This window comes from Pseudomonas fluorescens (assembly GCF_041354075.1).
Lineage (GTDB): Bacteria > Pseudomonadota > Gammaproteobacteria > Pseudomonadales > Pseudomonadaceae > Aquipseudomonas > Aquipseudomonas fluorescens_CE.
The window spans coordinates 37,501-64,032 of the sequence record NZ_JARZGC010000002.1; the positions used below are offsets into that span (position 1 = coordinate 37,501).

The 26,532-nt window shown below is 61.4% G+C and carries 25 protein-coding genes; 14 read left to right on the plus strand and 11 right to left on the minus strand.

Annotation, left to right across the window (positions count from 1 at the left end; translation table 11 throughout):
- Window positions 1-14 precede the first annotated feature (14 nt).
- Window positions 15-623 carry a tRNA-(ms[2]io[6]A)-hydroxylase gene (locus tag QIW53_RS02465; RefSeq protein ID WP_201189974.1) on the minus strand — a complete coding sequence of 203 codons (609 nt, stop codon included), beginning with the start codon at window positions 621-623 and terminating at the stop codon, window positions 15-17.
- Window positions 624-781: 158 nt separating this feature from the next.
- On the opposite strand from QIW53_RS02465, the gene QIW53_RS02470 reads away from it, so the two are divergent.
- Window positions 782-1,645, plus strand: coding sequence for a universal stress protein (locus tag QIW53_RS02470; protein WP_192303059.1), 864 nt, complete (start codon window positions 782-784; stop codon window positions 1,643-1,645).
- A gap of 90 nt (window positions 1,646-1,735) precedes the next feature.
- Here the strand turns inward: QIW53_RS02470 and QIW53_RS02475 are convergent, their stop codons facing one another.
- Complete coding sequence (locus QIW53_RS02475; protein WP_192303061.1) at window positions 1,736-2,206, minus strand: DUF1289 domain-containing protein; 471 nt, start codon at window positions 2,204-2,206, stop codon at window positions 1,736-1,738.
- A 407-nt stretch (window positions 2,207-2,613) separates the two neighbouring features.
- Here QIW53_RS02475 and acnB point away from each other — a divergent pair, with 407 nt between their 5' ends.
- On the plus strand, window positions 2,614-5,223 hold the full coding sequence (acnB, locus tag QIW53_RS02480; protein WP_371048432.1) for a bifunctional aconitate hydratase 2/2-methylisocitrate dehydratase: 2,610 nt from the start codon (window positions 2,614-2,616) through the stop codon (window positions 5,221-5,223).
- A gap of 402 nt (window positions 5,224-5,625) precedes the next feature.
- Here the strand turns inward: acnB and QIW53_RS02485 are convergent, their stop codons facing one another.
- Window positions 5,626-6,906 (minus strand): serine/threonine transporter, encoded by a 1,281-nt coding sequence (locus tag QIW53_RS02485; protein ID WP_371048114.1) that lies wholly within the window; start codon window positions 6,904-6,906, stop codon window positions 5,626-5,628.
- A 266-nt stretch (window positions 6,907-7,172) separates the two neighbouring features.
- Between QIW53_RS02485 and QIW53_RS02490 the strand changes: the two genes are divergently transcribed.
- The 5 genes from QIW53_RS02490 (at window position 7,173) to QIW53_RS02510 (ending at window position 11,267) form a co-directional block, all read left to right on the plus strand.
- Window positions 7,173-7,556 carry a tautomerase family protein gene (locus QIW53_RS02490; RefSeq protein ID WP_371048115.1) on the plus strand — a complete coding sequence of 128 codons (384 nt, stop codon included), beginning with the start codon at window positions 7,173-7,175 and terminating at the stop codon, window positions 7,554-7,556.
- 30 nt (window positions 7,557-7,586) lie between these two features.
- Complete coding sequence (locus QIW53_RS02495) at window positions 7,587-8,171, plus strand: TetR/AcrR family transcriptional regulator (RefSeq protein WP_371048116.1); 585 nt, start codon at window positions 7,587-7,589, stop codon at window positions 8,169-8,171.
- A gap of 111 nt (window positions 8,172-8,282) precedes the next feature.
- Window positions 8,283-9,248: a 2-hydroxyacid dehydrogenase gene (locus QIW53_RS02500; protein ID WP_371048117.1), complete on the plus strand. Its 966-nt coding sequence runs from the start codon at window positions 8,283-8,285 to the stop codon at window positions 9,246-9,248.
- A 144-nt stretch (window positions 9,249-9,392) separates the two neighbouring features.
- Window positions 9,393-10,460 (plus strand): phosphotransferase family protein, encoded by a 1,068-nt coding sequence (locus QIW53_RS02505; RefSeq protein ID WP_371048118.1) that lies wholly within the window; start codon window positions 9,393-9,395, stop codon window positions 10,458-10,460.
- 39 nt (window positions 10,461-10,499) lie between these two features.
- Window positions 10,500-11,267, plus strand: coding sequence for an SDR family oxidoreductase (locus QIW53_RS02510; protein WP_371048119.1), 768 nt, complete (start codon window positions 10,500-10,502; stop codon window positions 11,265-11,267).
- Between the two features lie 62 nt (window positions 11,268-11,329).
- Here the strand turns inward: QIW53_RS02510 and QIW53_RS02515 are convergent, their stop codons facing one another.
- From QIW53_RS02515 to QIW53_RS02525, 3 genes are all read right to left on the minus strand, one after another.
- On the minus strand, window positions 11,330-11,554 hold the full coding sequence (locus QIW53_RS02515) for a hypothetical protein (RefSeq protein WP_371048120.1): 225 nt from the start codon (window positions 11,552-11,554) through the stop codon (window positions 11,330-11,332).
- Between the two features lie 115 nt (window positions 11,555-11,669).
- On the minus strand, window positions 11,670-11,921 hold the full coding sequence (locus tag QIW53_RS02520) for a DUF1652 domain-containing protein (RefSeq protein ID WP_371048121.1): 252 nt from the start codon (window positions 11,919-11,921) through the stop codon (window positions 11,670-11,672).
- 167 nt (window positions 11,922-12,088) lie between these two features.
- Window positions 12,089-13,588 (minus strand): helix-turn-helix transcriptional regulator, encoded by a 1,500-nt coding sequence (locus QIW53_RS02525; protein ID WP_371048122.1) that lies wholly within the window; start codon window positions 13,586-13,588, stop codon window positions 12,089-12,091.
- A gap of 262 nt (window positions 13,589-13,850) precedes the next feature.
- Between QIW53_RS02525 and QIW53_RS02530 the strand changes: the two genes are divergently transcribed.
- From QIW53_RS02530 to QIW53_RS02560, 7 genes are all read left to right on the plus strand, one after another.
- On the plus strand, window positions 13,851-15,152 hold the full coding sequence (locus QIW53_RS02530) for an OprD family porin (protein WP_371048123.1): 1,302 nt from the start codon (window positions 13,851-13,853) through the stop codon (window positions 15,150-15,152).
- 262 nt (window positions 15,153-15,414) lie between these two features.
- Window positions 15,415-16,233, plus strand: a complete 819-nt coding sequence (locus QIW53_RS02535) for an NAD-dependent epimerase/dehydratase family protein (RefSeq protein ID WP_371048124.1) — start codon at window positions 15,415-15,417, stop codon at window positions 16,231-16,233.
- Between the two features lie 44 nt (window positions 16,234-16,277).
- Entirely contained in the window at window positions 16,278-17,165 is an 888-nt protein-coding gene (locus QIW53_RS02540) for an SMP-30/gluconolactonase/LRE family protein (RefSeq protein WP_371048125.1), read from the plus strand.
- 69 nt (window positions 17,166-17,234) lie between these two features.
- Complete coding sequence (locus tag QIW53_RS02545; protein WP_192303112.1) at window positions 17,235-18,206, plus strand: TRAP transporter substrate-binding protein; 972 nt, start codon at window positions 17,235-17,237, stop codon at window positions 18,204-18,206.
- 78 nt (window positions 18,207-18,284) lie between these two features.
- Window positions 18,285-18,812, plus strand: coding sequence for a TRAP transporter small permease (locus QIW53_RS02550; protein WP_371048126.1), 528 nt, complete (start codon window positions 18,285-18,287; stop codon window positions 18,810-18,812).
- Window positions 18,813-20,093: a TRAP transporter large permease gene (locus QIW53_RS02555; RefSeq protein ID WP_371048127.1), complete on the plus strand. Its 1,281-nt coding sequence runs from the start codon at window positions 18,813-18,815 to the stop codon at window positions 20,091-20,093.
- A gap of 80 nt (window positions 20,094-20,173) precedes the next feature.
- Window positions 20,174-21,043, plus strand: coding sequence for an aldose 1-epimerase (locus tag QIW53_RS02560; protein ID WP_371048128.1), 870 nt, complete (start codon window positions 20,174-20,176; stop codon window positions 21,041-21,043).
- Between the two features lie 169 nt (window positions 21,044-21,212).
- On the opposite strand, the gene QIW53_RS02565 is transcribed toward QIW53_RS02560, so the two are convergent.
- The 5 genes from QIW53_RS02565 to pqqC form a co-directional block, all read right to left on the minus strand.
- Entirely contained in the window at window positions 21,213-22,940 is a 1,728-nt protein-coding gene (locus QIW53_RS02565; RefSeq protein WP_371048129.1) for a PAS domain-containing hybrid sensor histidine kinase/response regulator, read from the minus strand.
- On the minus strand, window positions 22,924-24,087 hold the full coding sequence (gene ercA, locus QIW53_RS02570) for an alcohol dehydrogenase-like regulatory protein ErcA (RefSeq protein ID WP_371048130.1): 1,164 nt from the start codon (window positions 24,085-24,087) through the stop codon (window positions 22,924-22,926). Before ercA ends, QIW53_RS02565 begins: the two co-directional genes overlap by 17 nt.
- Before the next feature lie 222 nt (window positions 24,088-24,309).
- Window positions 24,310-25,452 (minus strand): pyrroloquinoline quinone biosynthesis protein PqqE, encoded by a 1,143-nt coding sequence (pqqE, locus tag QIW53_RS02575; protein WP_371048131.1) that lies wholly within the window; start codon window positions 25,450-25,452, stop codon window positions 24,310-24,312.
- Complete coding sequence (gene pqqD, locus QIW53_RS02580) at window positions 25,430-25,702, minus strand: pyrroloquinoline quinone biosynthesis peptide chaperone PqqD (RefSeq protein WP_371048132.1); 273 nt, start codon at window positions 25,700-25,702, stop codon at window positions 25,430-25,432. Before pqqD ends, pqqE begins: the two co-directional genes overlap by 23 nt.
- Window positions 25,699-26,451, minus strand: a complete 753-nt coding sequence (gene pqqC / locus QIW53_RS02585; RefSeq protein WP_371048133.1) for a pyrroloquinoline-quinone synthase PqqC — start codon at window positions 26,449-26,451, stop codon at window positions 25,699-25,701. The genes pqqD and pqqC overlap by 4 nt, the downstream gene beginning before the upstream one ends.
- Between the last annotated feature and the right edge of the window lie 81 nt (window positions 26,452-26,532).

Below are 26,532 nucleotides of genomic sequence, written 5' to 3' on the forward strand. Positions count from 1 at the left end.
CCAAAAACAACCGGTCAGTTGATGGCCGGTACGCCACTGTGGAAACGAAATTCCACGTCCGGGGATTCGATCAGTTCCTGTTCGGCAGCGCGTACGCGCTCGATCACCTGGGCGATGTCCCTGGCGTCACCGTACTGGTAGGCGAGTTTCAGGTAACCCTGGAAATGCCGGGCTTCGCTTTTCAGCAGGCCGAAATAGAACTTGCCCAGTTCTTCGTCCAGGTGCGGCACCAGGGCTTCGAAACGCTCGCAACTGCGGGCCTCGATGAACGCACCGACCACCAGCGTATCCACCAGCTTGACCGGCTCATGACTACGCACCACTTTGCGCAGGCCCGAAGCATAGCGCCCGGCGGACAACTGACGCAGTTCGACCTTGCGCTTCTTCATCAGGCGCATGACTTGCTCGTGATGCACCAACTCTTCCCTGGCCAGCCGAGACATCATATTGATAAGGTCGACATGGGAATGGTATTTGGCGATCAGGCTCAATGCCGTGCTGGCAGCCTTGAATTCGCAGTTCTTGTGGTCGATCAGCAGCGTTTCCTGATCGGCCAGCGCGGCCCGGACCCAGCCGTCGGGGGTGCGGCAGCCAAGGAACTCGTGAATTTCGGGAAGGATCATGGGGTTCACGCAGATAAAGGGTTCAATCGAAGGGCGCCGATTATACCGGCCCGTCGACAGACCACCAGCCGTGACCGTTGATATGCATCAAGTCCCGGATGCGCGACCAGCAACTATAGTTGTTCAACGCCGCTTTTTACTTCCTGGAGATCCCGATCATGCAAGCCATTCGCAGCATTCTGGTGGTCATCGAGCCCGAACACTCGGAAAGCCTGGCGCTCAAACGGGCGAAATTGATTGCCGGCGTGACTCAGGCGCACCTGCATCTGCTGGTCTGTGATCGCAAGCATGACCACAGCGCCATGCTCAGCGTGCTGAAGGCGGCGCTGATCCAGGACGGCTACAGCGTCACCACCGAGCAAGCCTGGAACGAGACCCTGCAGGAAACCATCGTCGATGTGCAGCAGGCCGAAGGCTGCGGCCTGGTGATCAAGCAGCACTTCCCGGACAGCCCGTTGAAAAAGGCGCTGCTGACCCCGGCGGACTGGAAGCTGCTGCGCTCCTGCCCTACCCCGGTGCTGCTGGTGAAAACCTCGAAACCCTGGACCGGCGGGGTCATCCTGGCGGCCGTCGACGTGGGCAATACCGACGGCGAACACCGGACCCTGCACGCCACCCTCATCGATCACGGCTACGACATCGCCAGCCTGGCCAAGGCGAGCCTGCACGTGATCAGTGCCCACCCTTCCCCGATGCTGTCGGCGGCCGATCCGTCGTTGCAGCTCAGCGAAACCATCGAGGCGCGTTATCGCGAGCAGTGCAAGGCGTTCCAGGCCGAGTTCGACATCGACGATGCGCACTTGCACATCGAGGAAGGTCCGGCAGACGTGTTGATTCCGTTCATGGCCCACAAGCTGCAAGCGGCGGTGACCGTGATTGGCACGGTGGCACGGTCCGGACTATCGGGGGCGTTGATCGGCAATACCGCGGAAGTGGTGCTGGATGCGTTGGAGAGCGATGTGCTGGTGCTGAAACCGGATGAGGTGATGGACCATCTTGAAGAGGTGGTTTCCCATCATTGACATCAGAGCCGGATCGACCGCTTTGGCGAGCAGGCTCGCTTCCACAGGGACAGGTGTTCCAATGTGGCAGCGAGCCTGCTCGCGATGCTCTCAGCCGCCGAAGGCATCCTTGAGGAACCCGGGCGCAATGTAGCGCTGGTAATGCGCCTCGGAGAGCAGGAAGAACTCCCGATCGATCGCATCACGCAGCTCCGGCAGGTTCCAGTCGCGGAACTCCGGCAGCAAGACCATCCCATAGGCGTCCAGATTGTTGATCACTCTCGCGCCCCGGGCGATCAACTGGTAAGCCCAGCAATATTCCGATTGATGCGGCACGAAGCGGATCTTGCGCTGCTCCAGCTGCTGGCGCAGGCGATCGCGATCAAAAACCTCCAGCTTGGCGGCCATCACCTGAGACAACAATTGCTCCAGGCGCAGCCAGACCGCGCGTTTTTCCTCCTCGTTGTAACCGTTCCAGTTGATCACCTCGTGGTGGAAACGCTTGCAGCCACGGCAGACAAGGTCACCGTAAACAGTGGAGCAAAGGCCGACGCAGGGGGTCTTGATGGTCTGATTGGGCATAGGTCAACAAAGCAAGGGGCGGCAGGACAGGCGGGCATGTTAGCCCTTTGTCTAACATTCATCACCCCTCAAAGTTCAGGGGCTAACTTACCTTTAATTGTTTTTTACCGTAGAATCAGCCTGCCTTTTTAGGCGCCAATGTCCGTAAGAAGCTGTTTTCAAAGCGTCACGAGCACAGTCGTTCCTTCAGAGCGGTGTTGGCGAAGGGTTTTTCCAGCGGGGAAACGCCCAACGCCAACCCTCATCAGCTCCCGTTCTGCAGGCGTAAAACTTTGAAAGCAGCTTCTGTAAGGAATGTCCGGTAATTCTGGCTAAGTGGCTCACAACGCCATGCAGCGCATGAGTACGGCCATTTCGGGATGAGCGTCCCGGACACCCATTTGGGACCACTGATGAGGGTAATAACTGTGCTTGAAGCCTACCGCAAACATATCGAAGAGCGCGCAGCACTGGGTATCGTTCCCCAGCCGCTTAACGCCGAACAAACTGCAGGCCTGGTCGAGCTGCTGAAGAATCCCCCGGCTGGCGAAGAAGCTTTCCTCGTTGACCTGATCACCAATCGCGTACCACCAGGAGTGGACGAAGCCGCCTACGTCAAGGCCGGCTTTCTCTCCGCACTGGCCAAGGGCGAAGTCACCTCCCCTCTGCTGGACAAGAAGCGCGCTGTAGAACTGCTCGGCACCATGCAGGGCGGCTACAACATCGTGACCCTGGTTGAGCTGCTGGACAACGCCGAACTGGCGCCAGTGGCCGCCGAAGAACTCAAGCACACCCTGCTGATGTTCGATGCTTTCCACGACGTGGCTGAAAAAGCCAAGAACGGCAACGTTCACGCCAAGGCCGTGCTGCAATCCTGGGCCGACGGCGAGTGGTTCAAGAAGCGCCCTGTACTGGCCGACAAGATCAGCCTGCGCGTATTCAAGGTCACCGGCGAAACCAACACCGACGACCTGTCCCCTGCTCCGGACGCCTGGTCCCGCCCGGACATCCCGCTGCACGCCCTGGCCATGCTGAAAATGGCTCGCGACGGCATCGTGCCTGACGAGCAAGGCAAGACCGGCCCGATGAAGCAGATCGAAGAAATGCGCGGCCAAGGCTTCCCGATCGCCTACGTCGGTGACGTGGTCGGTACCGGTTCCTCGCGTAAATCCGCGACCAACTCGGTGCTGTGGTTCTTCGGCGACGACATCCCTTACGTACCGAACAAGCGTGCCGGTGGCTTCTGCTTCGGCAGCAAGATCGCTCCGATCTTCTACAACACCATGGAGGATGCGGGCGCACTGCCGATCGAGTTCGACGTATCCAACATGAACATGGGCGACGTGATCGACCTGTACCCGCATGCTGGCAAAGTCTGCAAGCACGGTACCGACGAAGTCATCACCACCTTCGAAATGAAGACCCCTGTGCTGTTGGACGAAGTCCGTGCCGGCGGTCGTATCCCGTTGATCATCGGCCGTGGCCTGACCGAGAAGGCTCGCGCCGAGCTGGGTCTGCCTGCGTTCGACCTGTTCAAGAAGCCTGAAGCCCCGGCCGAAAGCACCAAGGGTTTCACCCTCGCGCAGAAAATGGTCGGCAAGGCTTGCGGTCTGGCAGAAGGCAAAGGCGTTCGTCCTGGCACCTACTGCGAACCGAAGATGACCACCGTGGGCTCCCAGGACACCACCGGTCCAATGACCCGTGATGAACTGAAAGACCTGGCGTGCCTGGGCTTCTCCGCTGATCTGGTGATGCAGTCGTTCTGCCACACCGCAGCCTATCCAAAGCCGATCGACGTGACCACCCACCACACCCTGCCCGACTTCATCATGACCCGCGGCGGCGTTTCCCTGCGTCCGGGCGACGGCATCATCCACTCGTGGCTGAACCGCATGCTGCTGCCGGACACCGTCGGTACCGGTGGCGACTCGCACACCCGTTTCCCGATGGGCATCTCGTTCCCGGCCGGTTCGGGCCTGGTCGCGTTCGCGGCCGCCACTGGCGTCATGCCGCTGGACATGCCGGAATCGATCCTGGTGCGCTTCAAGGGCAAGATGAAACCTGGCATCACCCTGCGTGACCTGGTTCATGCCATTCCTTACTTCGCCATCCAGAATGGCCTGCTGACCGTCGAGAAGAAAGGCAAGAAAAACGCCTTCTCCGGCCGCATCCTGGAAATCGAAGGCCTGGAAGGCCTGACGCTGGAACAGGCTTTCGAGCTGTCCGACGCGTCGGCTGAACGTTCGGCTGCCGGTTGCACCATCAAGCTGTCGAAAGAATCGATCACCGAGTACCTGCAATCCAACATCACCCTGCTGCGCTGGATGATTGGCGAAGGCTACGGCGATGCTCGTACCCTGGAGCGTCGTGCTCAAGCGATGGAAGCCTGGGTCGCCAACCCTGAGCTGATGGAAGCCGATGCCGACGCCGAATACGCCGAAGTCATCGAAATCGACCTGGCCGACATCAGCGAGCCTGTGCTGTGCGCGCCGAACGATCCGGACGACGCCCGTCTGCTGTCCAGCGTTGCTGGCGAGAAGATCGACGAAGTGTTCATCGGTTCGTGCATGACCAACATCGGTCACTTCCGCGCTGCCGGCAAGTTGCTGGATCAGGTCAAGGGTCAGCTGCCAACCCGTCTGTGGCTGTCGCCACCGACCAAGATGGACGCTCACCAACTGACCGAAGAAGGCTACTACGGCATCTACGGCAAGGCTGGCGCGCGCATGGAAATGCCGGGCTGCTCGCTGTGCATGGGTAACCAGGCACGCGTAGAGCCGAACTCGACCGTGGTTTCGACGTCGACCCGTAACTTCCCGAACCGTCTGGGTGACGGCGCGAACGTCTACCTGGCTTCGGCCGAACTGGCGTCCGTGGCTTCCATCCTGGGTCGCCTGCCGACCGTCGAGGAGTACATGGAATACGCTGGCAAGATCGACAGCATGGCGGCCGATGTCTACCGCTACCTGTCCTTCGACCAGATTGCAGAGTTCCGTGAAGCGGCAGCGAACGCCAAGATCCCGGTCGTTCAAGCCTAAGGCTACCCCGCAATGAAAAACGCCGCCCATCGTGAGATGAGCGGCGTTTTTTTATGCCTTCAACAACAGAGCCCTGTGGGAGCTGGCTTGCCGGCGATGGCGGTCTTGGAGCCGACCATGGTCTTTTGGGTGTACATATCCGTTGCTGCGGTCACGGCCGCCAATGGTTCCGCCCTTACGGCGGGTCACTTTGCAAAAGCCTGCGCGGCCCGGCGGAAAGTAACCAAAACGCTTTAATCCCCTGACGTACGGCCCTTCGCTGACGCTCAGGGTTCCCTCGCTCCGGTCCTGCTCCGTGGGCCCGCCGCCATCGGCCTTCCGAGGGGGCAGATAAACGTCAAAAACCGGATCAGAAGCCGGATCAAAAGCCAACGCGATCCTTGTGGGAGCGCGCCTGAGTTATCAGGAACTCAGCGAATAGACCAGCGCCGTGATCGCCACCAGCCCCACCGCCACCACAAACACATTCGACGCCTGACCACGATAACGCGCCATCGCTGGAACCTTGCGAATCGCGTACATCGGCATCAGGAACAGAATCGCCGCGATGACCGGCCCGCCGAGGGTTTCAATCATTCGCAGGATGCTTGGATTCCACGTCGCGACCAGCCAGCACACCACCAGCATGAAGGCCGCTGTCATACGATCGAGCGATTTAGGCGTTGGGCGCTTGCCGCTTTTGACGATCAAGCCCTTCAGCCCTTCACTGGCCCCGATGTAGTGGCCCAGGAACGATTTGGAGATGGCCACGAACGCAATCAACGGCGCCGCGAACTCGATGGTCGGGTTGTTGAAGTGGTTGGCCAGGTACGACAGGATCGACAGGTTCTGCGCCTTGGCTTCGGCCAGTTGCGCTGGCGACAGGGTCAGCACGCAACTGAAGACGAAGAACAGCACCATCACCACCATCAACAGGTGAGCGCGGGACAGTATCTGCGAGCTGCGCGCCTCGGCGTGCTCGCCGTAGCGACGTTTCTGGTCCACGGCAAACGCCGAGATGATCGGCGAGTGATTGAACGAGAACACCATCACCGGAATCGCCAGCCACATTGTATGCAGCAGCGCCGACGGCTCAGGCAGCGTCGAGGCCGTGCTCAGGATGCCGCCGTTCCAGTGCGGAATCAGGAACACCGCGAGGAACAGCAAGGCCACGATAAACGGATACACCATCAGGCTCATGGCCTTGACGATCACCTGTTCGCCACAACGCACCACCACCAGCAGGCCGAGGATCAGCACCAGCGAGAGGATGGCGCGCGGTGGCGGCGCCAAGTGCAGTTGATGTTCGAGAAAACTGCCGACCGTGTTGGTCAGGGCCACGCTGTAGATCAGCAGGATCGGGAAGATCGCGAAGAAGTACAGCAAGGTGATCAGCGCCCCGGCCTTGATCCCGAAGTGCTCCTCCACCACTTCGGTAATGTCCGCGCCTTCGCGACCGGACAACACGAAGCGGGTCAGCCCGCGGTGCGCATAAAACGTCATGGGAAACGCCAGCAGTGCCAGGATCAGCAGCGGCCAGAAGCCGCCCAGACCCGCATTGATCGGCAGGAACAGAGTGCCGGCGCCGATGGCTGTGCCAAACAGGCCCAGCATCCAGGTGGTGTCATGACGATTCCAGCTTTCGAGGCTGACAGGGTTCGCCGCTGCATAGCGTTCGCTGACGCTATTGGCCTGATCATTCATCCGGTGGGATCTCCGCATTCCGGTCGGTTGCTACCCGACCAGGACGAGTCGGAAAAACCCGACAGGCAGCGCCCTGGCCGAAACAGGGGCGCGATTGTCCGGGATTAATCAACAGAAGCAAAGACTTAGCAGAGGAATGGTGCCTCGAATCGGCGTCCACAATGCTTTTCGTCAATTTTCAACGCCGCTAATCTCGCAATTCCCGATTTAATAACGTATTGGCATCATGTATTTTGACCCGACCTGCACTCACCCGGAGTTTCGCCATGCCCCTGGTTCGCATCGATATCAAGCAACGTCAGGACCCGACTTTCGCCAAGCGCGTCGGGCAGTTGGTTTATGCCGCCATGCACAGCGCCATTGGCGTTCCGCAGAACGATAACTTCCAGATCCTCGCCGAGCACGACGAGCAGCACTTCATCTTTGACCCGCAGTACCTGGGGATCAACCGCAGCGACCAGTTGGTGGTGATCCAGATCACCCTCAGCGAAGGCCGCACGGTGGATCAGAAGAAACTGCTCTACAAGACCATTGCCGACAGCCTGCACGGGCAGATGGCGGTGCGCCTGGAGGACATTTTCATTAATCTGGTCGAAGTGAAAAAAGAAAACTGGTCATTCGGCAACGGTATTGCCCAGTACGCCCTCTGACTTCAACCCCTGTCTATTTGTGAGCCACCCATGCCCCGTGTTTCCCGCAAGCAAGCCGAACTCAACCGCGAAATCGTCGTCGAGGCCGCCACGCGGCTGTTTCGCGAACGGGGCCTGCATGGCATCAGCGTCGTCGAAGTCATGGGCGCAGCGGGGCTGACCCATGGCGGCTTTTATGGTCATTTCGAATCACGGGAAGCCTTGGCCCAGGAAGCCTTCGGCCGTGCCTTCAAGGAGTCCGGCGAGCGCTGGAAGGAGCGAATGGCCGCGCACACCGATAAAACAGCCGCCCGCCAGGCCGTGATCGAACCCTACCTGTCGGCCGCCAGCCGCGACAATCCGGGCGACAGCTGCCCGGTGGCGGCCTTCGTCGGCGACATGTGTCACGAGGCGACCGACAGCGGCTTGCGCCAGACCTTCGTCAAAGGCATCGATTCGCTGCTCGAAACCTTTGCACCCTTGATGGACAGCGCTGATCCCGAGCAGGCTCGTCAGCAGGCACTGGTGCAATATGCACTGATGGTTGGCGCGCTGACCCTGGCCCGTGCCACCCGTGGCGACGGCCTGTCCGATGAGTTCCTGGCGGCGGCGAACAGCTTTTTGCAGGCGCCCTGACCACTCTCTGCGGTTCCGCTATGATCATCTGGCAGCCTGGCGATTTTTCGCTTTGCCAACGCGCCTGCCAGTCAGCATTTTCAAGGGATATTCGAGCTACAGGAGCCCAGCATGCCCGCAACCGTCCTGGTTTTGGTTGAAACCATCAATGACTACCTGCCGATTCTCGAGCATCAGGGCTTTCACCTGATTCTGGCCCCCACTCCCGCCGAACGCGCCGAAGCCATTGCCACCCACGGCGCGCGTATCGATGCGGTGCTCACCCGTGGCCCATTGGGCTTGTACGCCGAAGAAATCGCGGCACTGGCGGCGCTGAAGATCATCTGCGTGATCGGTGCCGGTTACGAACAGGTCGACCTGCAAGCCGCTGCTGATCGCGGCATCACCGTGACCAATGGCGCCGGGGTCAACGCCTCTTCGGTCGCCGACCACGCCATGGCGATGCTGCTGTCGCTGGTGCGGGACATTCCCCGTGCCGACGCCGCCGTGCGCCGGGGCGAATGGCCGAAGATCATGCGCCCTTCCCTGGCCGGCAAACGCATGGGCATCCTCGGCCTGGGCGCGGTCGGCATGGCCATCGCCAAACGCGCGGCCAATGGTTTCGACATGAGCATCAGCTACCACAACCGCCAGCACCGCAGCGACGTGCCCTACAGCTTCTGCTCGACGCCGACCGAACTGGCGCGGGCCTCGGATTTCCTGGTGGTGGCCACGCCCGGCGGCCTGGGCACCCGCAGCCTGATCAATAAGTCGGTGCTGGACGCCCTGGGGCCCCACGGATTCCTCGTCAACATCGCCCGCGCGAGCGTGGTGTCCACCGTCGACCTGATCAGTGCCCTGGAGCAACGGCGCATCGCCGGCGCGGCGCTGGATGTGTTCGATCATGAACCGCAGGTCTCCGATGCCCTGAAAGTGCTGAGCAATGTGGTGCTGACGCCGCATGTCGCCGGCCTGTCGCCCGAAGCGACCCAGGGCACCGTCGAATTGGTCGGGCGCAACCTGACGGCGTACTTTTCCGGTCATCCGGTACTGACCCCTATCCAATTGCCGGCGACCGAGCACAAGGCGTTCCTGTAGGACAATTCAAACAGGTGTATCAAAAGCAATGATTGTCCGGCAACACGCCTGCCTATAAGGGCTGATCGAGGTTGTGGGGACGGGGTGTGCGCTTTAGATTAGCTTCAATCTCAGGCCTCCAGAATAAGCAGAACAGGGATACGCATGACGCTTACCGACAAGTCCACCCGCATCCGCACCGGCGAAGAGCTCGATGCCAGCCTGATCGATCCATACCTCAAGGCGCATATTCCGGGGCTCAGTGGATTGCCGCAGATCAGCCAGTTCCCGGGCGGCGCGTCGAACCTGACCTACCTGCTGGAATACCCTGAACAGGAATTCGTCCTGCGTCGCCCGCCGTTCGGCCACAAGGCCAAGTCCGCCCATGACATGGGTCGTGAGTTTCGCATCCTCAATCAACTGCGTGACGGCTTTCCCTACTGCCCCAAGGCCTACGTGCACTGCACCGACGAGTCGGTGATCGGCGCCGAGTTCTATGTGATGGAACGGGTCAAGGGCATCATCCTGCGCGCCGAACTGCCGCCGGAACTGGGCCTGGATTCAGCGAAGACCGAAGCCCTGTGCAAGAGCTTCATCGACCGCTTCGTCGAGCTGCACCAGGTCGACTACAACGCCTATGGCCTGAGTGACCTGGGCAAACCCGAGGGTTACGTGGCGCGGCAGATCAAGGGCTGGAGCGACCGTTACGAAAAGGCCCTGACACCCGATGCGCCGCACTGGGAAACCGTCAAGGCCTGGCTCAACGACAAGATGCCCGCCGACCATCCGACGTCAAGCATCGTGCACAACGACTACCGCTTCGACAACGTGATCCTCGACCCGAACAACCCGATGCAGATCATCGGCGTGCTCGACTGGGAACTCACGACCCTCGGTGACCCGCTGATGGACCTGGGCAACACCCTCGCCTACTGGATCGAAGCCAGCGACCCGGCCCCGGTGCAAATGATGCGCCGCCAGCCAAGTCACGCCCCGGGCATGCTGACCCGCCGCGAGTTCGTCGACTATTACGCCCAGCGCTCGGGCATCGAGATCGACAACTTCGATTTCTACTACACCTACGGCCTGTTCCGCCTGGCCGGCATCGTGCAGCAAATCTACTACCGCTTCTTCCACGGCCAGACCCAGGACAAACGCTTCGCTTCGTTCATTCACGTGAACAAGGTGCTGGAGCAGATGAGCCTGCAGGTCATCCAGAAATCCAGCCTCTGATCCAGCCCCCATAATCTGGCCCAACAATAAGGAACACCCATGTCCAAGACCCAGTTGTTCGACCTCGACGGCAAGATCGCTTTCGTTTCCGGTGCCAGCCGTGGCATCGGTGAGGCCATCGCCAAGCTGCTGGCCCAGCAAGGGGCGCATGTGATCGTCTCCAGCCGCAAGCTGGAAGGCTGCCAGCACGTGGCCGACGCCATCATCGCCGCAGGCGGAAAGGCCACTGCCGTCGCCTGCCACATCGGCGAAATGGAACAGATCAGCCAGGTATTCGCCGGCATCCGCGAACAGTTCGGCCGCCTGGACATCCTGGTCAACAATGCCGCGACCAACCCGCAGTTCTGCAACGTGCTGGACACCGACCTCAGCGCCTTCCAGAAAACCGTCGACGTGAACATCCGGGGCTACTTCTTCATGTCGGTGGAAGCCGGCAAGCTGATGCGTGAAAACGGTGGCGGCAGCATCATCAACGTGGCTTCCATCAACGGTGTTTCCCCGGGCGTTTTCCAGGGCATCTATTCGGTGACCAAAGCGGCCGTGATCAACATGACCAAGGTGTTCGCCAAGGAATGCGCGCAGTTCGGCATTCGCTGCAACGCCCTGCTGCCGGGCCTGACGGACACCAAGTTCGCGTCGGCGCTGGTGAAGAATGAGGCGATCCTCAACACCGCGCTGGCGCAGATTCCGCTCAAGCGCGTGGCGGATCCGAGCGAGATGGCCGGCGCCGTGCTGTTCCTGGCCAGCGATGCGTCCAGCTACACCACGGGCGTGTCGCTGAATGTCGACGGTGGCTTCCTGTCCTGAGTGACCCGGCGAACCAAAAAGGCAGGCTCGGGATTCATCCCGGCCTGCCTTTTTTCATACCCTTACTGAGTGACGCAGCGCGTGGTCGTGGTCACACGGGTCACCTGCCCGTCTGCGCCGCGCACATCGCCGAGCACGTCGGTGGTGTCCGTGGCCTGGCAGGTGCGCACAGGAGCCGGCGGTGGCGCCAGCGGTGGAGGCGGCGGCGGGCTGGCACAGCCGCCAAGTATCGCCGCGCAGAAGATCATCGACAGATAAGTACAGATGCGTTTCCCGGAATTTTTCATAGGTTAGCCCGCGAAAAGTGATCGACACAGTCGTGTGACAACGGAACGGGCGTACAAAGTCCGTCAAGTGCGCAGGTAAATCATCCTCGCCGTCCTATATTTGGAAGCGAAGGGGCTACACCGCAGGACGGGAATCGATCAGGGTATTGCTCTGCAACTCGTAGCGCAGCTCTTCAATCAATGCCGCCACTGAGTCAGGTGAATGCAGCAGCGCCATGTTCAGGCCGCTGACGACCAGATCCACCTGACCTGATCCAGGGTGGTAGAGGCTCACGGTCAATGAGTGATCGCCGGAAACGGTGCACTCGCACGCCAGGGGCGAAAACGTGCGTTCGATCTGCATTCGCAGCTGCGTCAGAGACATCATTGGGGTGGCACCGACAGGTGGGTATGCACAGGCTTCATGGAACAGTCCTCAAATTATTTCGTAGGGGGTGCCAGGCAAGTTAAAACCTGTCGCACCGAACCAGCCTAAGAGCCTGCCTGCCTGCTCGACACCCATATTTGCATCAATGGCCCTAGTGCATTTGCACCTTAGCCCTCACCCTTCAGCCTCCCCTCGCTCGAAAATAATCCTCGCTCCCGCGCCCAGACAATCGCCTCGCTGCGGCTGTGCACATCCAGTTTGGAATACACGGTCGCCACATGGTTGCGCACAGTATTGGGTGCCAGCTTCAGACGAGCAGCAATTTCCTTGTCCGCCAGGCCCTCGCAGATCAAACCAAGCACGTCGCGCTCCCGGGCCGTGAGGTCGGTAAACGACACGGCGGGCAGCTTGGGTGAATTCACGCGTTTGACGTTGGCCAGTTTCTCGATGAGCGTGCGGCTGAACCAGGACGCATCCTTCATCACTTCCTCGATGGCCTTCACCAGCTCGAGTTCGGTCCGTTTACGCTCGGAAATGTTCATCAACACCATCAGGTAGCAGGGGTTGTCCTGAATGTTCACGGTGTCGGCGGAGATGGCGCAATCGATCAGGTCGTTGTTCTTCTTGCGCACTTGCACATCGATGCGGTCCAGGCTGCCCTCGTGCTGCAGTGCCTTGAACAACTGGCTGCGACTCGCCCTGTCGTGGATGAAGTCGATGTCGGTGATGGATTTGCCCAGCACCTCGTCAGCGGAATAGACAAGGGTTTCCAGGAACGCCTCGTTGACATCCAGCACCTGGTGATCGTCCACACTGCAGACCAGGATCGGCACCGGGCTCAGGCGAAACGCCGTTGCAAAACGCTCTTCACTCTGGCGCAGCGCGATTTCGGCCTTGTGTCGCAGCTCCATGTTGACGAAGGAAAACAGCATGCAGTCTTCGTCGTTGATCTCAAGCGGCTGACCGGCAACGATCACCTGCCGGAAACTGCCGTCGGCGATTTTCAGCTCTGCCTGCATCTGCGGGATGGTGGCACGCTCGCGCAAGCGCTGGATGGCCAGGTCCTTTTTTTCGGCGCCCTCCAGCACGTCCAGTTCATAGGTGGACGCGCCGATCACCTGCTCGCGGGCATAACCGGTCATCTCCAGAAAGCCCGCATTGACCTTGATGAAACGCAAGTCACTGAGGCGACAGATCACAGCCGGCGCCGGGTTGGCGTTAAAGGTCTTTTCGAAGCGCTGCTCGGCGCTCGCCCATTCGCTGACGTCGGTCATGATCAGTACCAGCGACTCCGCGTCTCCGTCACGGCCTGTCAGCACAAGGCTGCGCACGCTGTGTACCCATGTGCGCTCTTCCGGATCGGCGACGGGAGAAACTTCCACCAACACATTCTCGAACGTCTCGCCACGCGCGACGCGGTGAATCGGATAATTGTCGTTGGGGAGGGCATGATTGTTGCGATAGCGTAAATCGAAGCGTTCGGCGTATTCCCTGGCATTCGCACCGAGATCGCTGACCCGGCCGACACCGTGCATGGCCAGCGCAGCGTCATTGGCCCAGAGAATGGTCTGGTCGAGCTCGATCAGAATCACGCCGTCGGATAACCCGGCGATGATCTGCTGTAACTGGCGGCGATTAGTTTCGGTGGTGAGGACGTCCAGGCTCATTGGCTCTCCATGGGGCGGCATTCTGTGAAAATGTCGACCACTGGCGCTGTCGATAGTGCCGCCTTTGCTGCAGGAACCTCACTGCTCAGCGTGCGGGCGAACGTCATGCAGATATACAAACTTCACGCATCTTTGAAGCCGAAGGAAGTCATCGTATAACCCCCATTGACAATCCCCGACGCACTCGCGAATAATCACGCCCAATGTTGTACGACGACGTATAACAAAAAATAAAAACAACAAAAACCTAGGGAACGTCACTGTGAGCAAACTCGCCCGCAATTCCTCCGCCTGCACCCCTCGTCCTAACTTCGCCCGCCGTCAAACCCTGAGCCTGATCGGTTGCAGCAGCCTGGCTGTGCTCGCTATGCCCATGACCAGCAGCGCCGAGGGTTTCGTCGATGATGCCAAGGCGACTCTGAATCTGCGCAATGCCTACTTCAACCGCAATTACACCAACCCGGCGTACCCGCAGGGCAAGGCCGAGGAATGGACGCAAAACTTCATTCTCGACGCCAGGTCCGGCTTCACCCCGGGCCCGGTGGGTTTTGGCGTGGACGTACTGGGGATGTACTCGCAAAAACTCGACGGCGGCAAGGGGACCGGGGGCACGCAACTGCTGCCGATCCACGACGACGGTCGCCCGGCGGACAACTTCGGGCGCCTGGGCGTGGCGCTCAAGGGCAAGGTGTCGAAAACCGAACTGAAGGTCGGTGAGTGGATGCCGGTGCTGCCGATCCTGCGCTCCGACGACGGTCGTTCGCTGCCGCAGACCTTCCGTGGCGGCCAGGTGACGTCCACCGAGATCAGCGGCCTGACGCTCTACGGCGGCCAGTTCCGGCAGAACAGCCCGCGTAACGATGCGAGCATGGAAGACATGTTCATGAACGGCAAATCGGCGTCGTTCACCTCCGACCGTTTCAACTTCGGCGGCGGCGAGTATGCGTTCAATGACAAGCGCACCCAGGTCGGCGTGTGGTACGCCGAGCTGAAAGACATCTACCAGCAGCAATATTTCAACCTCAGCCACAGCCAGCCTATCGGCGACTGGACCCTGGGCGCCAACCTCGGTTATTTCATCGGCAAGGAAGACGGCAGTGCCCTGGCCGGCGACCTGGACAACAAGACCGCGTTCGCCCTGCTCTCGGCCAAGTACGGTGGCAACACCTTCTACGTCGGCCTGCAAAAACTCAGCGGCGACGACGTCTGGATGCGCGTCAACGGCACCAGTGGCGGCACCCTGGCGAACGACAGCTACAACTCGAGCTACGACAACGCCAAGGAAAAATCCTGGCAGGTTCGCCATGACTACAACTTCGTCGCCCTGGGCGTGCCTGGCCTGACATTGATGAACCGCTACATCAGCGGCGACAACGTGCACACCGGGACCATCACCGACGGCAAGGAGTGGGGCCGTGAGTCGGAACTGGCCTACACCGTGCAGAGCGGGCCGTTCAAGAACCTCAACGTCAAATGGCGCAACGCGAGCATCCGCAAGAGCTTCAGCACCAACGAATTCGATGAGAACCGGATTTTCATCAGCTATCCGATTTCGTTGTTGTAACAGATTGCCAGCTACCGCCCCTCTGTAGGAGCGAGCATGCTCGCGATGGACTCAAGTGCGCCGCGTTGATTCAGGATGCCCGCATCATCGTTCACGACCATCGTCGGAAGGCCGCCCGGAGCATGCTCGCTCCTACAGGTTCCAGTCGTCCAATTTCCACCAAAGTCGCGTTGACAACAGCTGAAAACCCTTACGATACTTCCGAATCGTCGTACGACAACCTACAACAAATTCAATAACGATTTCGCGTACAGGAACCACCATGACCACCACGCCCAATGCCCCTTTCAATCGTCTCCTGCTGACCGGTGCTGCCGGTGGCCTGGGTAAAGTGCTGCGCGAAAGCCTGAAGCCTTATGCCAAGGTGATTCGCCTGTCGGACATCGCCAACATTGCCCCGGCCATCGATGAGCGCGAGGAAGTGGTGATCTGCGACCTCGCGGACAAGCAAGCCGTGCATCACCTGGTCGAAGGCGTGGACGCGATCCTGCACTTCGGCGGCGTCTCGACCGAGCACTCGTTCGAAGACATCCTCGGCGCCAACATCTGCGGCGTCTTCCACATTTATGAAGCGGCGCGTCGTCACGGCGTGAAGCGCGTGATATTCGCCAGCTCCAACCATGTGATCGGCTTCTACAAACAGGATGAAGTGATCGATGCCCACTCCCCTCGCCGCCCGGACAGCTACTACGGCCTGTCCAAATCCTATGGCGAAGACGTGGCTACTTTCTACTTCGACCGCTATGGCATCGAAACCGTGAGCATCCGCATCGGCTCTTCGTTCCCGGAACCGCAGAACCGCCGGATGATGAGCACCTGGCTGAGCTTCGGCGACCTGACTCACCTGATCGAACGTTCGCTGTACGCGCCGAACGTCGGCCACACCGTGGTCTACGGCGCCTCCGACAACAAGAACGTCTGGTGGGACAACCGCTACGCCACTGCCCTGGGTTATGCACCGAAAGACACGTCCGAAGTGTTCCGCGACAAGGTCGAGGCGCAGCCGATGCCGGCCGCCGATGACCCGGCGATGGTCTATCAGGGCGGCGCCTTCGTCGCAGCCGGCCCGTTCGGCGACTGAGCGTCGAGCAGATCCCATAACAAAAACCAGGGGAACGAAGCGCCATGCAAGCCGAATTGATTGTCGACGCCCGCAACGCGGTCGGTGAAAGCCCGGTCTGGGTGCCCGAGGAAAATGCCCTCTACTGGGTGGATATTCCGGTCGGGACGCTGCAGCGCTGGAGCGCCGAGAGCGGCCGCGTCGAGCGCTGGACCACCCCGGAAATGCTCGCCTGCATCGTCCGCCACCGTGACGGCCATTGGGTCGCCGGCATGGAAAGCGGCTTTTTCAGCCTGCACCCCCACGCCGACGGCAGCATCGACAGCCAGTTGCTGGCCCACATCGATCATGCCCGCACGGACATGCGCCTCAACGATGGTCGCTGTGATCGCCAGGGGCGTTTCTGGGCCGGCAGCATGGTGCTGGACATGGGCGCCAATGCGGTCGAGGGCGAACTCTATCGTTACAGCGCCGGGCAACACGGGCCCGTCACCGCGCAACTGGACGGTTTTATCGTGCCCAACGGCCTGGGTTTCAGCCCGGACGGGCGCACGATGTACCTGTCCGACTCCCACCCGCTGTCCCAGCAGATCTGGGCGTTCGATTACGACACCGACAGCGGCACACCATCCAATCGCCGGCTGTTCGTCGATATGAAGCCGCTGCCCGGCCGCCCCGATGGCGCGGCTGTCGATGCCGAAGGCTGCTACTGGATCTGCGCCAACGATGCCGGGCTGATTCACCGTTTTACCCCGGACGGTCGCCTCGACCGCTCCCTCACCGTTCCGGTGAAAAAACCGAGCATGTGCGCCTTCGGTGGCAGTCGACTGGACACGCTGTTCGTGACCTCGATCCGCCCCGGCGATGACCAGGACCCGCAATCGCTGGCCGGTGGCGTATTCGCCCTCGACCCCGGCGTCAAAGGACTGGCCGAACCCCTCTTCACCCCCTAGCTACAGGCAACTCTGCTGCAACGCTGCGCCTTGAATACAAAAAAAATAACAACACTGGAGACTCACCCCATGGATTTCAAACGCACTCTGCTCGCTGCTGCACTCCCCCTCGTGTTCACCCTCAGCAGTGCCGTCCAGGCACTGGAAATCAAATTCGCCGACATCCACCCCGCCGGCTACCCGACCGTCACCGCCGAAGAACAACTGGGTAAAACCCTGGTGGCCGAAAGCGACGGCAAACTGACCTTCAAGATGTTCGCCGGCGGCGTGCTGGGGTCGGAAAAGGAAGTGATCGAACAGGCCCAGGTCGGCGCCATCCAGATGGCGCGCGTCAGTCTGGGCATCGTCGGGCCGGTTGTGCCGGACGTGAACGTGTTCAACATGCCGTTCGTGTTCCGCGACCAGGCGCACATGCGCAAGGTCATCGACGGCGAAGTGGGCGACGCCATCCTCGACAAGATCACCGATTCCGAGTTCGGCCTGGTCGCCCTGGCCTGGATGGACGGCGGCACGCGCAACATCTACACGAAAAAGCCGGTACGCAAGCTGGAAGACCTCAAGGGCATGAAAATCCGTGTCCAGGGCAACCCGATGTTCATTGAAACCATCAACGCCATGGGCGGAAATGGTATCGCCATGGACACCGGCGAAATCTTCAGCGCCCTGCAGACGGGCGTGATCGATGGCGCGGAAAACAACCCGCCGACCCTGCTCGAGCACAACCATTACCAGAACGCCAAGTTCTACAGCCTGACCGGTCACCTGATCCTGCCCGAGCCGATCGTGATGTCGAAAATCACCTGGGACAAACTCAGCCCCGACCAACAGGCCCTGGTGAAGAAAGCGGCCAAGGCTGCCCAGGCTCAGGAGCGCACCCTGTGGGACGCCAAGTCCGCCAGCAGCGAAGAGAAGCTCAAGGCGGCGGGTGTCGAGTTCATCACCGTCGACAAAAAGCCTTTCTACGAGGCCACCGCCTCGATCCGCGAGAAGTACGGCGCGCCTTACGCTGACCTGATCAAGCGCATCGAAGCCGTCCAGTAATCCTCCCTGCATTCAAGAAAGGCCCGGCGCCACTGACGTTGCTGTACGTCGGTGCGCGCCCGGTTACGGTGGAACCCGATGAAGAATCAACTGCTGCGCATCAACGACCGGATTTACATGTCCTGCATCTGGGTCGCCGGCCTGTCAGTGCTCGCCATTGCACTGATCATTCCCTGGGGCGTGTTCGCCCGTTATGTTCTGGGTTCAGGCTCCAGCTGGCCTGAGCCCACCGCCATCCTGCTGATGATGGTGTTTACCTTCATCGGTGCCGCCGCCAGCTACCGCGCCGGCGCACACATGGCGGTGGCCATGCTCACCGACCGCATGAACCCGTCCGTGCGCCAGGCCGTGGGCGTTTTCTCGCAACTGCTGATGGCCACGGTGTGCCTGTTCATGACCATTTGGGGCACCAAGTTGTGCCTGTCCACCTGGAACCAGTTCATGGCCGCCCTGCCGTCCCTGCGTGTAGGCATCACCTATATGCCCATTCCCGTGGGCGGTTTGCTGACGCTGATTTTTGTCTTGGAAAAACTGCTGCTCGGTGACCAGAGCAACCGTCGGGTCGTGCGTTTCGACCTGGTTGAAGAAAGCGAAGGTGGCGCATAAATGGACGCTCTGATTCTGATTGGCAGTTTTCTCGTGTTGATCCTGATTGGCATGCCGGTGGCGTATGCCCTGGGCCTGTCTGCGTTGATTGGCGCCTGGTGGATCGATATTCCGTTCCAGGCGCTGATGATTCAGGTCGCCGGCGGCGTCAACAAGTTCTCCCTGTTGGCGATTCCGTTTTTCGTATTGGCCGGCGCAATCATGGCCGAGGGCGGCATGTCCCGGCGCCTGGTGGCGTTCGCTGGCGTGCTGGTGGGTTTCGTGCGCGGTGGCCTGTCGCTGGTCAACATCATGGCCTCGACCTTCTTCGGCGCGATTTCCGGCTCCTCGGTCGCGGACACCGCCTCGGTGGGTTCGGTGCTGATCCCGGAAATGGAACGCAAAGGTTATCCCCGCGAGTTCGCCACCGCCGTGACCGTCAGCGGTTCGGTGCAGGCGTTGCTCACCCCGCCCAGCCACAACTCGGTGATCTACTCGCTGGCGGCCGGCGGTACGGTGTCGATTGCCTCGCTGTTCATGGCGGGCATCGTCCCGGGTCTGTTGATGAGCGCGTGCCTGATGGTGCTGTGCCTGATCTTCGCCAAGAAGCGTGATTACCCCAAGGGCGAAGTCATTCCCCTCAAGCAGGCGCTGAAAATCTGCGGCGAAGCGATGTGGGGCCTGATGGCCATGGTGATCATTCTCGGCGGGATTCTCTCGGGCGTATTCACCGCCACCGAGTCGGCCGCCATCGCGGTGCTCTGGGCGTTCTTCGTCACCATGTTCATCTACCGCGACTACAAGTGGAGCGAGTTGCCGAAACTGATGCACCGCACCGTGCGGACCATCTCGATCGTGATGATCCTGATCGGCTTCGCCGCGAGCTTCGGCTACATCATGACGCTGATGCAGATCCCGGCGAAAATCACCACGCTGTTCCTGACGCTGTCGGACAACCGCTACGTGATCCTGATGTGCATCAACGTCATGTTGCTGCTGCTCGGCGCCGTGATGGACATGGCCCCGCTGATCCTCATTCTCACGCCCATCCTGCTGCCGGTGATTCTGGGCATCGGTGTCGACCCGGTACACTTCGGCATGATCATGCTGGTGAACCTGGGGATTGGCTTGATCACACCGCCCGTGGGCGCGGTGCTCTTCGTGGGGTCCGCCGTGGGCAAGGTCAGTATCGAAACGACTGTGAAGGCGCTGCTGCCGTTCTACGCCGTGCTGTTCCTGGTACTGATGGCAGTGACCTACATTCCGGCACTGTCGCTGTGGTTGCCGCACCTGGTGTTGTAACCGGGCTTCGTTGACTTGCAGGGGTCCGGTTCGCCGGCTCCTGCAGCCATCCCACGTCCTCCTTCATATCGCTGGTCAATATGACGTCCACACTGCTTGAACTCGAAGACGAACTCACCCGCCTCACCCTCTCCCCCGACACCGGTGGCGCCATCGTCAACTGGACGGTGCTGCGCAGTGGACAGCCGCTGTTGCGTCACAGCGACGCCGAGGCACTGAACACCGGGCTTGCCAACAAACTCGGCGGATTTCCCCTGGTGCCCTGGTCGAACCGCATTTCCGACGACGGTTTCGACCGCCCGGATGGCTGGCTGGCCCTGGAACCCAACACGCTGACCGATCCTTATCCCATCCATGGCAGCGCCTGGCAGCAGCCGTGGCAGGTTGTCTCGCGGACAACCGATGAAGTGCTGCTGCAACTCGACAGCAGCACCCCGTTCGCCTACCGCGCCCGGCAACGGTTTCACTTGAGCGGCGGCAAACTGAGCATTGACCTGCACGTCACCCATCTGGCCGAACGCGCTGCCTGGCATGGCCTGGGGTTGCACCCCTATCTGCCGCGCACCCGCGGCACACGGTTGCAGGCCAAGGCCGGGCAAGTCTGGTTGTGCGATGCGTCCAAAATGCCGACCCGACTCAGTCCGGTGCCCGCCGATTGGGATTTCCACTCACTCAAAGGCCTGCCCGACACCCTGGTCGACAACGGTTTCTGCGGCTGGGATGGGCATTGCCTGATCCAGCAGGCGGACCTGGGCTATGAACTGGAATGCCAGGCCCACGGCAGCGAATACTTCCTGCTCTACTGCCCGGTGGACCTGGGTTTCTTCTGCATCGAGCCGGTCAGCCATCCGGTCAATGCCCACCATCTGCCGGGCCGCCCGGGTCTGGTGTTACTGGAGCAGGACCAGAGCACGGAGCTGGGTTTCAGTCTGCAATACACACCTATCTGATCCCCCTGCGCCCACTCGCCCCCGGCGGCGTTCCGACGATGGCGCCCCTGTAGGAGCGAGCATGCTCGCGATGGTGGTACTGACACCGCTGGCATCCAGGCGCCCCGCGTCATCGTTGGCGACCATCGCGAGCATGCTCGCTCCTACAGGGGGGATGCGGACGCCTGGTCTACCCCAGCATCTGACTCAGCACCGCCCGCAGCTTGCCGGGTTTCACCGGTTTGTTCAGCAGCGGTGCATCGAGCCTTTGCAGCGAGCGTCGGCATTGATCGGTGCGGTCCGCCGTGATGATCACCGCCGGAATCGTGCGGCGGAAATGTTCACGCAGACGCCGCACCACTTCGCAGCCGACCACGCCATGGTCGAGGTGGTAGTCCGCCAGGATCAGTTCCGGCGCTTGCCCTTTCAACGCCGCCAGCGCGGCAGCTTCATCGGTAGCGGTGACCACCTCGCAGCCCCACTGCCCGAGCAGCGCGCTCATGCTTTGCAGGATGCTCACTTCATTGTCCAGCACCAGCAAACGCCGGCCCGGTAACGGATTGCCCGCCCCCGGTTGCGGCGGCGCGAGGCTGATGGGCAATGGCACCTCCATGGAAATCGGCACCTCGATGCTGAACAGCGAGCCGCGCCCCGGCCGCGACCGCACCTGGATCCGGTAGTCGAGGATCTTGGCGATCCGCTCGACAATCGCCAGCCCCAGGCCGACGCCTTTGCGGTCGGCGGCGCGGCCGACATCCAGCTGATTGAACTCGAGGAAGATCGAGTCAAGGCGATCCGCCGGGATGCCCCGCCCGGTGTCCCAGACCTCCAGCCGCAAAAAGTCACCGCGACGCCTGGCCCCGAGCAGGATGTTGCCCTGATCGGTGTAGCGGCAGGCGTTGCTGAGGAAGTTGCGCAGGATCCGGGTCACCAGGCGCAGGTCGGTACGAATGGCGTAGTCGCCCATGTGCACACGCAAGCCCAACCCGGCGACTGCGGCGACCGACTGGAACTCCGACACCAACGGCCCGAGCAACTCGTCGAGGCGGTACAAGGCCACATCCGGCTTGACCGCTGCCTGATCGAGGCGGGAAATGTCCAGCAGGTCGGTGAGCAGGTCCTCCGCACCTTCCAGGGCCTGATGGGTGCGCTCGACCAGCACCTGCTCGTCCTCCGGCAGTTTGCGTTCGCGCAAGGTGGAAATCAGCAAGCGCGCGGCGTTGAGCGGTTGCAGCAGGTCGTGACTGGCGGCGGCGAGGTATTTGTCCTTGCTGTGGTTGGCGGCCTCGGCGGCGTCGCGGGCATCGCGCAGGGCCTCGGCGATCTGCTTGCGCTGGGTGATCTGTTGTTGCAGGTTGCGGTTGGCTTCGAGCAACTCATCGGTGCGCGCGGCGACCCGCTGTTCCAGCTGATCATTGAGCTGCTGCAGGCGCTGCTGCGCCAGCTTGCGCTCGGTGATGTCGGCAACGAACCCTTCCACCAGCCCTTCCTGGCCGGGCTTGAGCAACAGGTTCATCAACACGTCGAGGTGGCTGCCGTCCTGGCGGCGCAACTGGGTTTCGTAGCCGTGCAGGCTGCCCTGATGGCGCAGGATCTCGCCGATGTTTTCCAGCTCCTCGGCGCCACCGACGAACAGGTTGCTCGCCAGGTCCGCCAGGGAAAACAAGACTTGCTGAGGGTTCTGATAGCCGAGCATGCGTGCCATCGCCGGGTTGGCGGCGCGCATGCCCTGCTTCAGGCTGGCCTGGAAGATGCCATGCACGGCATTTTCGAACAGCCACTTGTAGCGATTGCGCTCGGCTTCGAGCTCGTCCAGGCGCGCCGCCAGTTCCGGGTAATGGCTCTTGCGCGCCGAGTGGCTGCCCAGCCCCAACAGCCCCGCCAGCGCCCGTTGCTGGTCGTCAGAGGGCTTCGCCATAAACGACCTCGACATCACGCTGGCTGGACTCGCGCGGGTTGGTCAGGATGCACGGATCGTCCATGGCGTGTTGCGACAGAAACGGAATGTCCGCCGTACTGACCCCGTGCAAACCCAGGGTTTCATGGAAGCCGATCGCGTGTTTGAGGGCAATCAGGTGTTCCACCAGCCGCCCGCAGATCTGCCGGTGATTGAGCCCCCGGCAATCGATGCCAAAGGTCTCGGCGATCACCTTGAACCGCTCCGGCGCCGAGCTGTAGTTGAACGCCACCACGTGCTCCACCAGCACCGCATTGCACAGGCCGTGGGGCAAATCGAGGAATCCGCCGAGGCTGTGGGACATGGCGTGCACCGCACCAAGGATCGCGTTGGAAAACGCCAGGCCGGCCTGCATGCTGCCGAGCATGATTTTCTCGCGCAGGGCGATGTCCGTCGGGTTGGCGATCATCTGCACCAGGTTGCCGTTGATCAGGCGCATCGCCTCCAGCGCATGGGGGTCGGTCAAGGGCCCGTGGCCGGTGGAAACGAAGGCCTCGATGGCGTGCACCAGTGCATCGATGCCGGTACAGGCGGACAGGAACGGGTCCATGCTCAGGGTGGTTTCCGGGTCGATCAGCGACACGTCCGGCACCACCGCCTTGCTGACGATGGAAAACTTCATGCGTTCCTGCTGGTTGGAAATGATCACGAACTGCGAGACGTCCGCCGAGGTGCCGGCGGTGGTCGGGATCAGGATCAATGGCGGGCTGGGCACGCGGATGGTGTCCACGCCTTCGAACTCGAGGATGCTGCGCCCGTGGGCGACGACGATGCCAATGGCCTTGCCGCAATCCATCGGGCTGCCGCCGCCGACGGCAACGATCACGTCGCAATGGTTTTCCCGGTACAGCTCGGCACCGAGCATCACTTCCTCGACCCGTGGGTTGGGCGACACGCCGGTGTAGAGGCAGTAATCGATACCGATGGCCTGCAGGCTGGCTTCGACATCAGCCACCCACCCGGCGGCAATCACCCCGGGGTCGCTGACCACCAGGACCTTGCGCGCGCCAAAGGTCTTGGCGTAATTGCCCACATTGTGCCGGCACCCGGCACCGAAGATGATTTCAGGCGAAACGAATTTACGCAGCTGACTGAGACTCTGGCTCATCGGAAAGCCTGTTTTTATTGTTTTGGAAGATGAAGCCACACTAACCCATCCGGCTGCGAATGCAATCAGACCAATTGATGGGTGTGCTCAATACCTGGTTCACCGCAGGCCCCTGTGGGAGCGGGCTTGCTCGCGATTCGGTGGGTCAGCCAGCCTATTCGTCAAGTTTGACACCGCCATCGCGAGCAAGCCCGCTCCCACAGGGGATTTGTGGTGTCTGGGCTAGCCGCGATAGATCAGCCGCGAGGCCTTTTCGTTGCGCAGGGTCAGGTGTTCCATGCCCTGCCCCGGCGCGTCGGCTTCTTCCCGGGCCTTGAGGATTACGCCGTGATGCGGCGACTTGCTGCACACCGGATCGGCATTCTCGGCATCGCCGGTGAGCATGAACGCCTGACAGCGACAGCCGCCGAGGTCCTTGTGCTTTTCATCGCAGGAGCGGCAGGGTTCCTTCATCCAGTCATCGCCGCGAAAGCGATTGAACCCGAAGGAATGGTTCCAGATGTGCTCGATGCTGTGCTCGCGCACATTGGGAAACTGCACCGGCAGTTGCCGGGCACTGTGGCACGGTAACGCGGTGCCGTCCGGGGTGATGTCGAGAAACAGGTTGGCCCAGCCGTTCATGCAGGTTTTCGGGCGCTCCTCGTAGTAGTCCGGGGTGACGAAGATCAGTTTGCACGGATGTCCCTGGGCTTCCAGGCGCTGGCGGTAATCGTTGGTGATGCCTTCGGCGCGCTGCAATTGCTCGCGGGTGGGGAGCAGCCCGACGCGATTGAGTTCGGCCCAGCCGTAGAACTGGCAGGTCGCCAATTCAACGAAGTCCGCCTCCAGCTCCAGGCACAGCTCGATGATCCGGTCGATGCGGTCGATGTTGTGCCGATGGGTGACGAAGTTCAGCACCATCGGGTAACCCTGGGCTTTGACTGCGCGGGCCATCGCCAGTTTCTGCGCGAAGGCCTTGCGCGAACCGGCGAGCATGTTGTTCACCGTTTCGTCCGCCGCCTGGAAGCTGATCTGGATGTGATCGAGCCCGGCCACCTTGAACGCGGCGATCTTTTCTTCGCTCAGGCCGATGCCTGAAGTGATCAGGTTAGTGTAGTAACCCATGTCCCGGGCCGCCTTGATCAGCTCGGCCAGGTCCTGGCGCACCAGCGGCTCACCGCCGGAAAAGCCCAGCTGCGCGGCGCCCATGGCCCGCGCCTCGGCGAACACACGAATCCACTCCTGGGTGGTCAACTCCGCGCCCTGTTGAGCGAAGTCCAGGGGGTTGGAGCAGTACGGGCACTGCAAGGGGCAGCGATACGTCAGCTCGGCGAGCAGCCACAAGGGCGGGCCGGGTAGCGCGTCACTCGATCCAGAACTGCGCATGGGCCACCTCCAGGAACGCCAGTACATCCTCGTCGATCCCCGGCACGCCGGGGAAACTCGCCGACAGTGCGTCGATGATGGCAGCCACGCTGCGTTGCCCATCCACCAGGCCGAGAATCTGCCCGGCGCTGGCATTGAGCTTGATCATGCCCTCGGGGTACAGCAGCACGTGGCAGTCCTGGCGCGGCTCCCATTGCAGGCGAAAACCCCGGCGCAATGCCGGCGATTGCCCTCGGTCGATCAGGCTCACAGCACAATCCCCCGATGCCAGACGTTGTCCCGGGTGACCGTGTGATAAGGCGGACGCTCCAGTTCATAGGCCATGCTCATGGCGTCGAGCATGCTCCACAGCACATCGAGCTTGAACTGCAGGATTTCCAGCATGCGTTGCTGGCCCTCGACCGTGACGTAGTGCGCCAGGGTGATGCGCAGGCCATGCTCGACGTCACGCCGTGCCTGCCCCAGGCGCGTGCGGAAGTAGTCGTAGCCGCCGGCGTCGATCCACGGGTAATGCGTCGGCCAGGCATCGAGACGGGACTGATGGATCTGCGGCGCGAACAATTCGGTCAATGAACTGCTGGCCGCTTCCTGCCAGCAGGCCCGACGGGCGAAGTTGACGTAGGCGTCCACGGCAAAGCGCACGCCCGGCAATACCCGTTCCTGGGACAGGATCTGGTCGCGGTCCAGGCCCACGGCTTCGCCCAGGCGCAACCAGGCTTCGATACCGCCCTCGCTGCCGGGCGCGCCGTCGTGGTCGAGAATCCGTTGCAGCCATTCGCGGCGCACCTCACGATCGGGGCAGTTGGCGAGGATCGCGGCGTCCTTGAGCGGGATGTTCACCTGGTAATAGAAGCGGTTGGCGACCCAGCCCTGGATCTGTTCGCGCGTGGCGCGACCGGCGTACATGGCTTGGTGAAACGGATGATGGATGTGGTAATAGGCACCCTTGGTGCGCAGGGCTTGCTCGAATTCAGCGGGGGTCATGGGAGTCTGGGGCATGGTGCTTCTCCGGTTATTTTTGTTGTCTGGAAGGGCCCCTTCGCGGGCAAGCCCACTCCCACAGGGTTCGGTGGTGTCCAC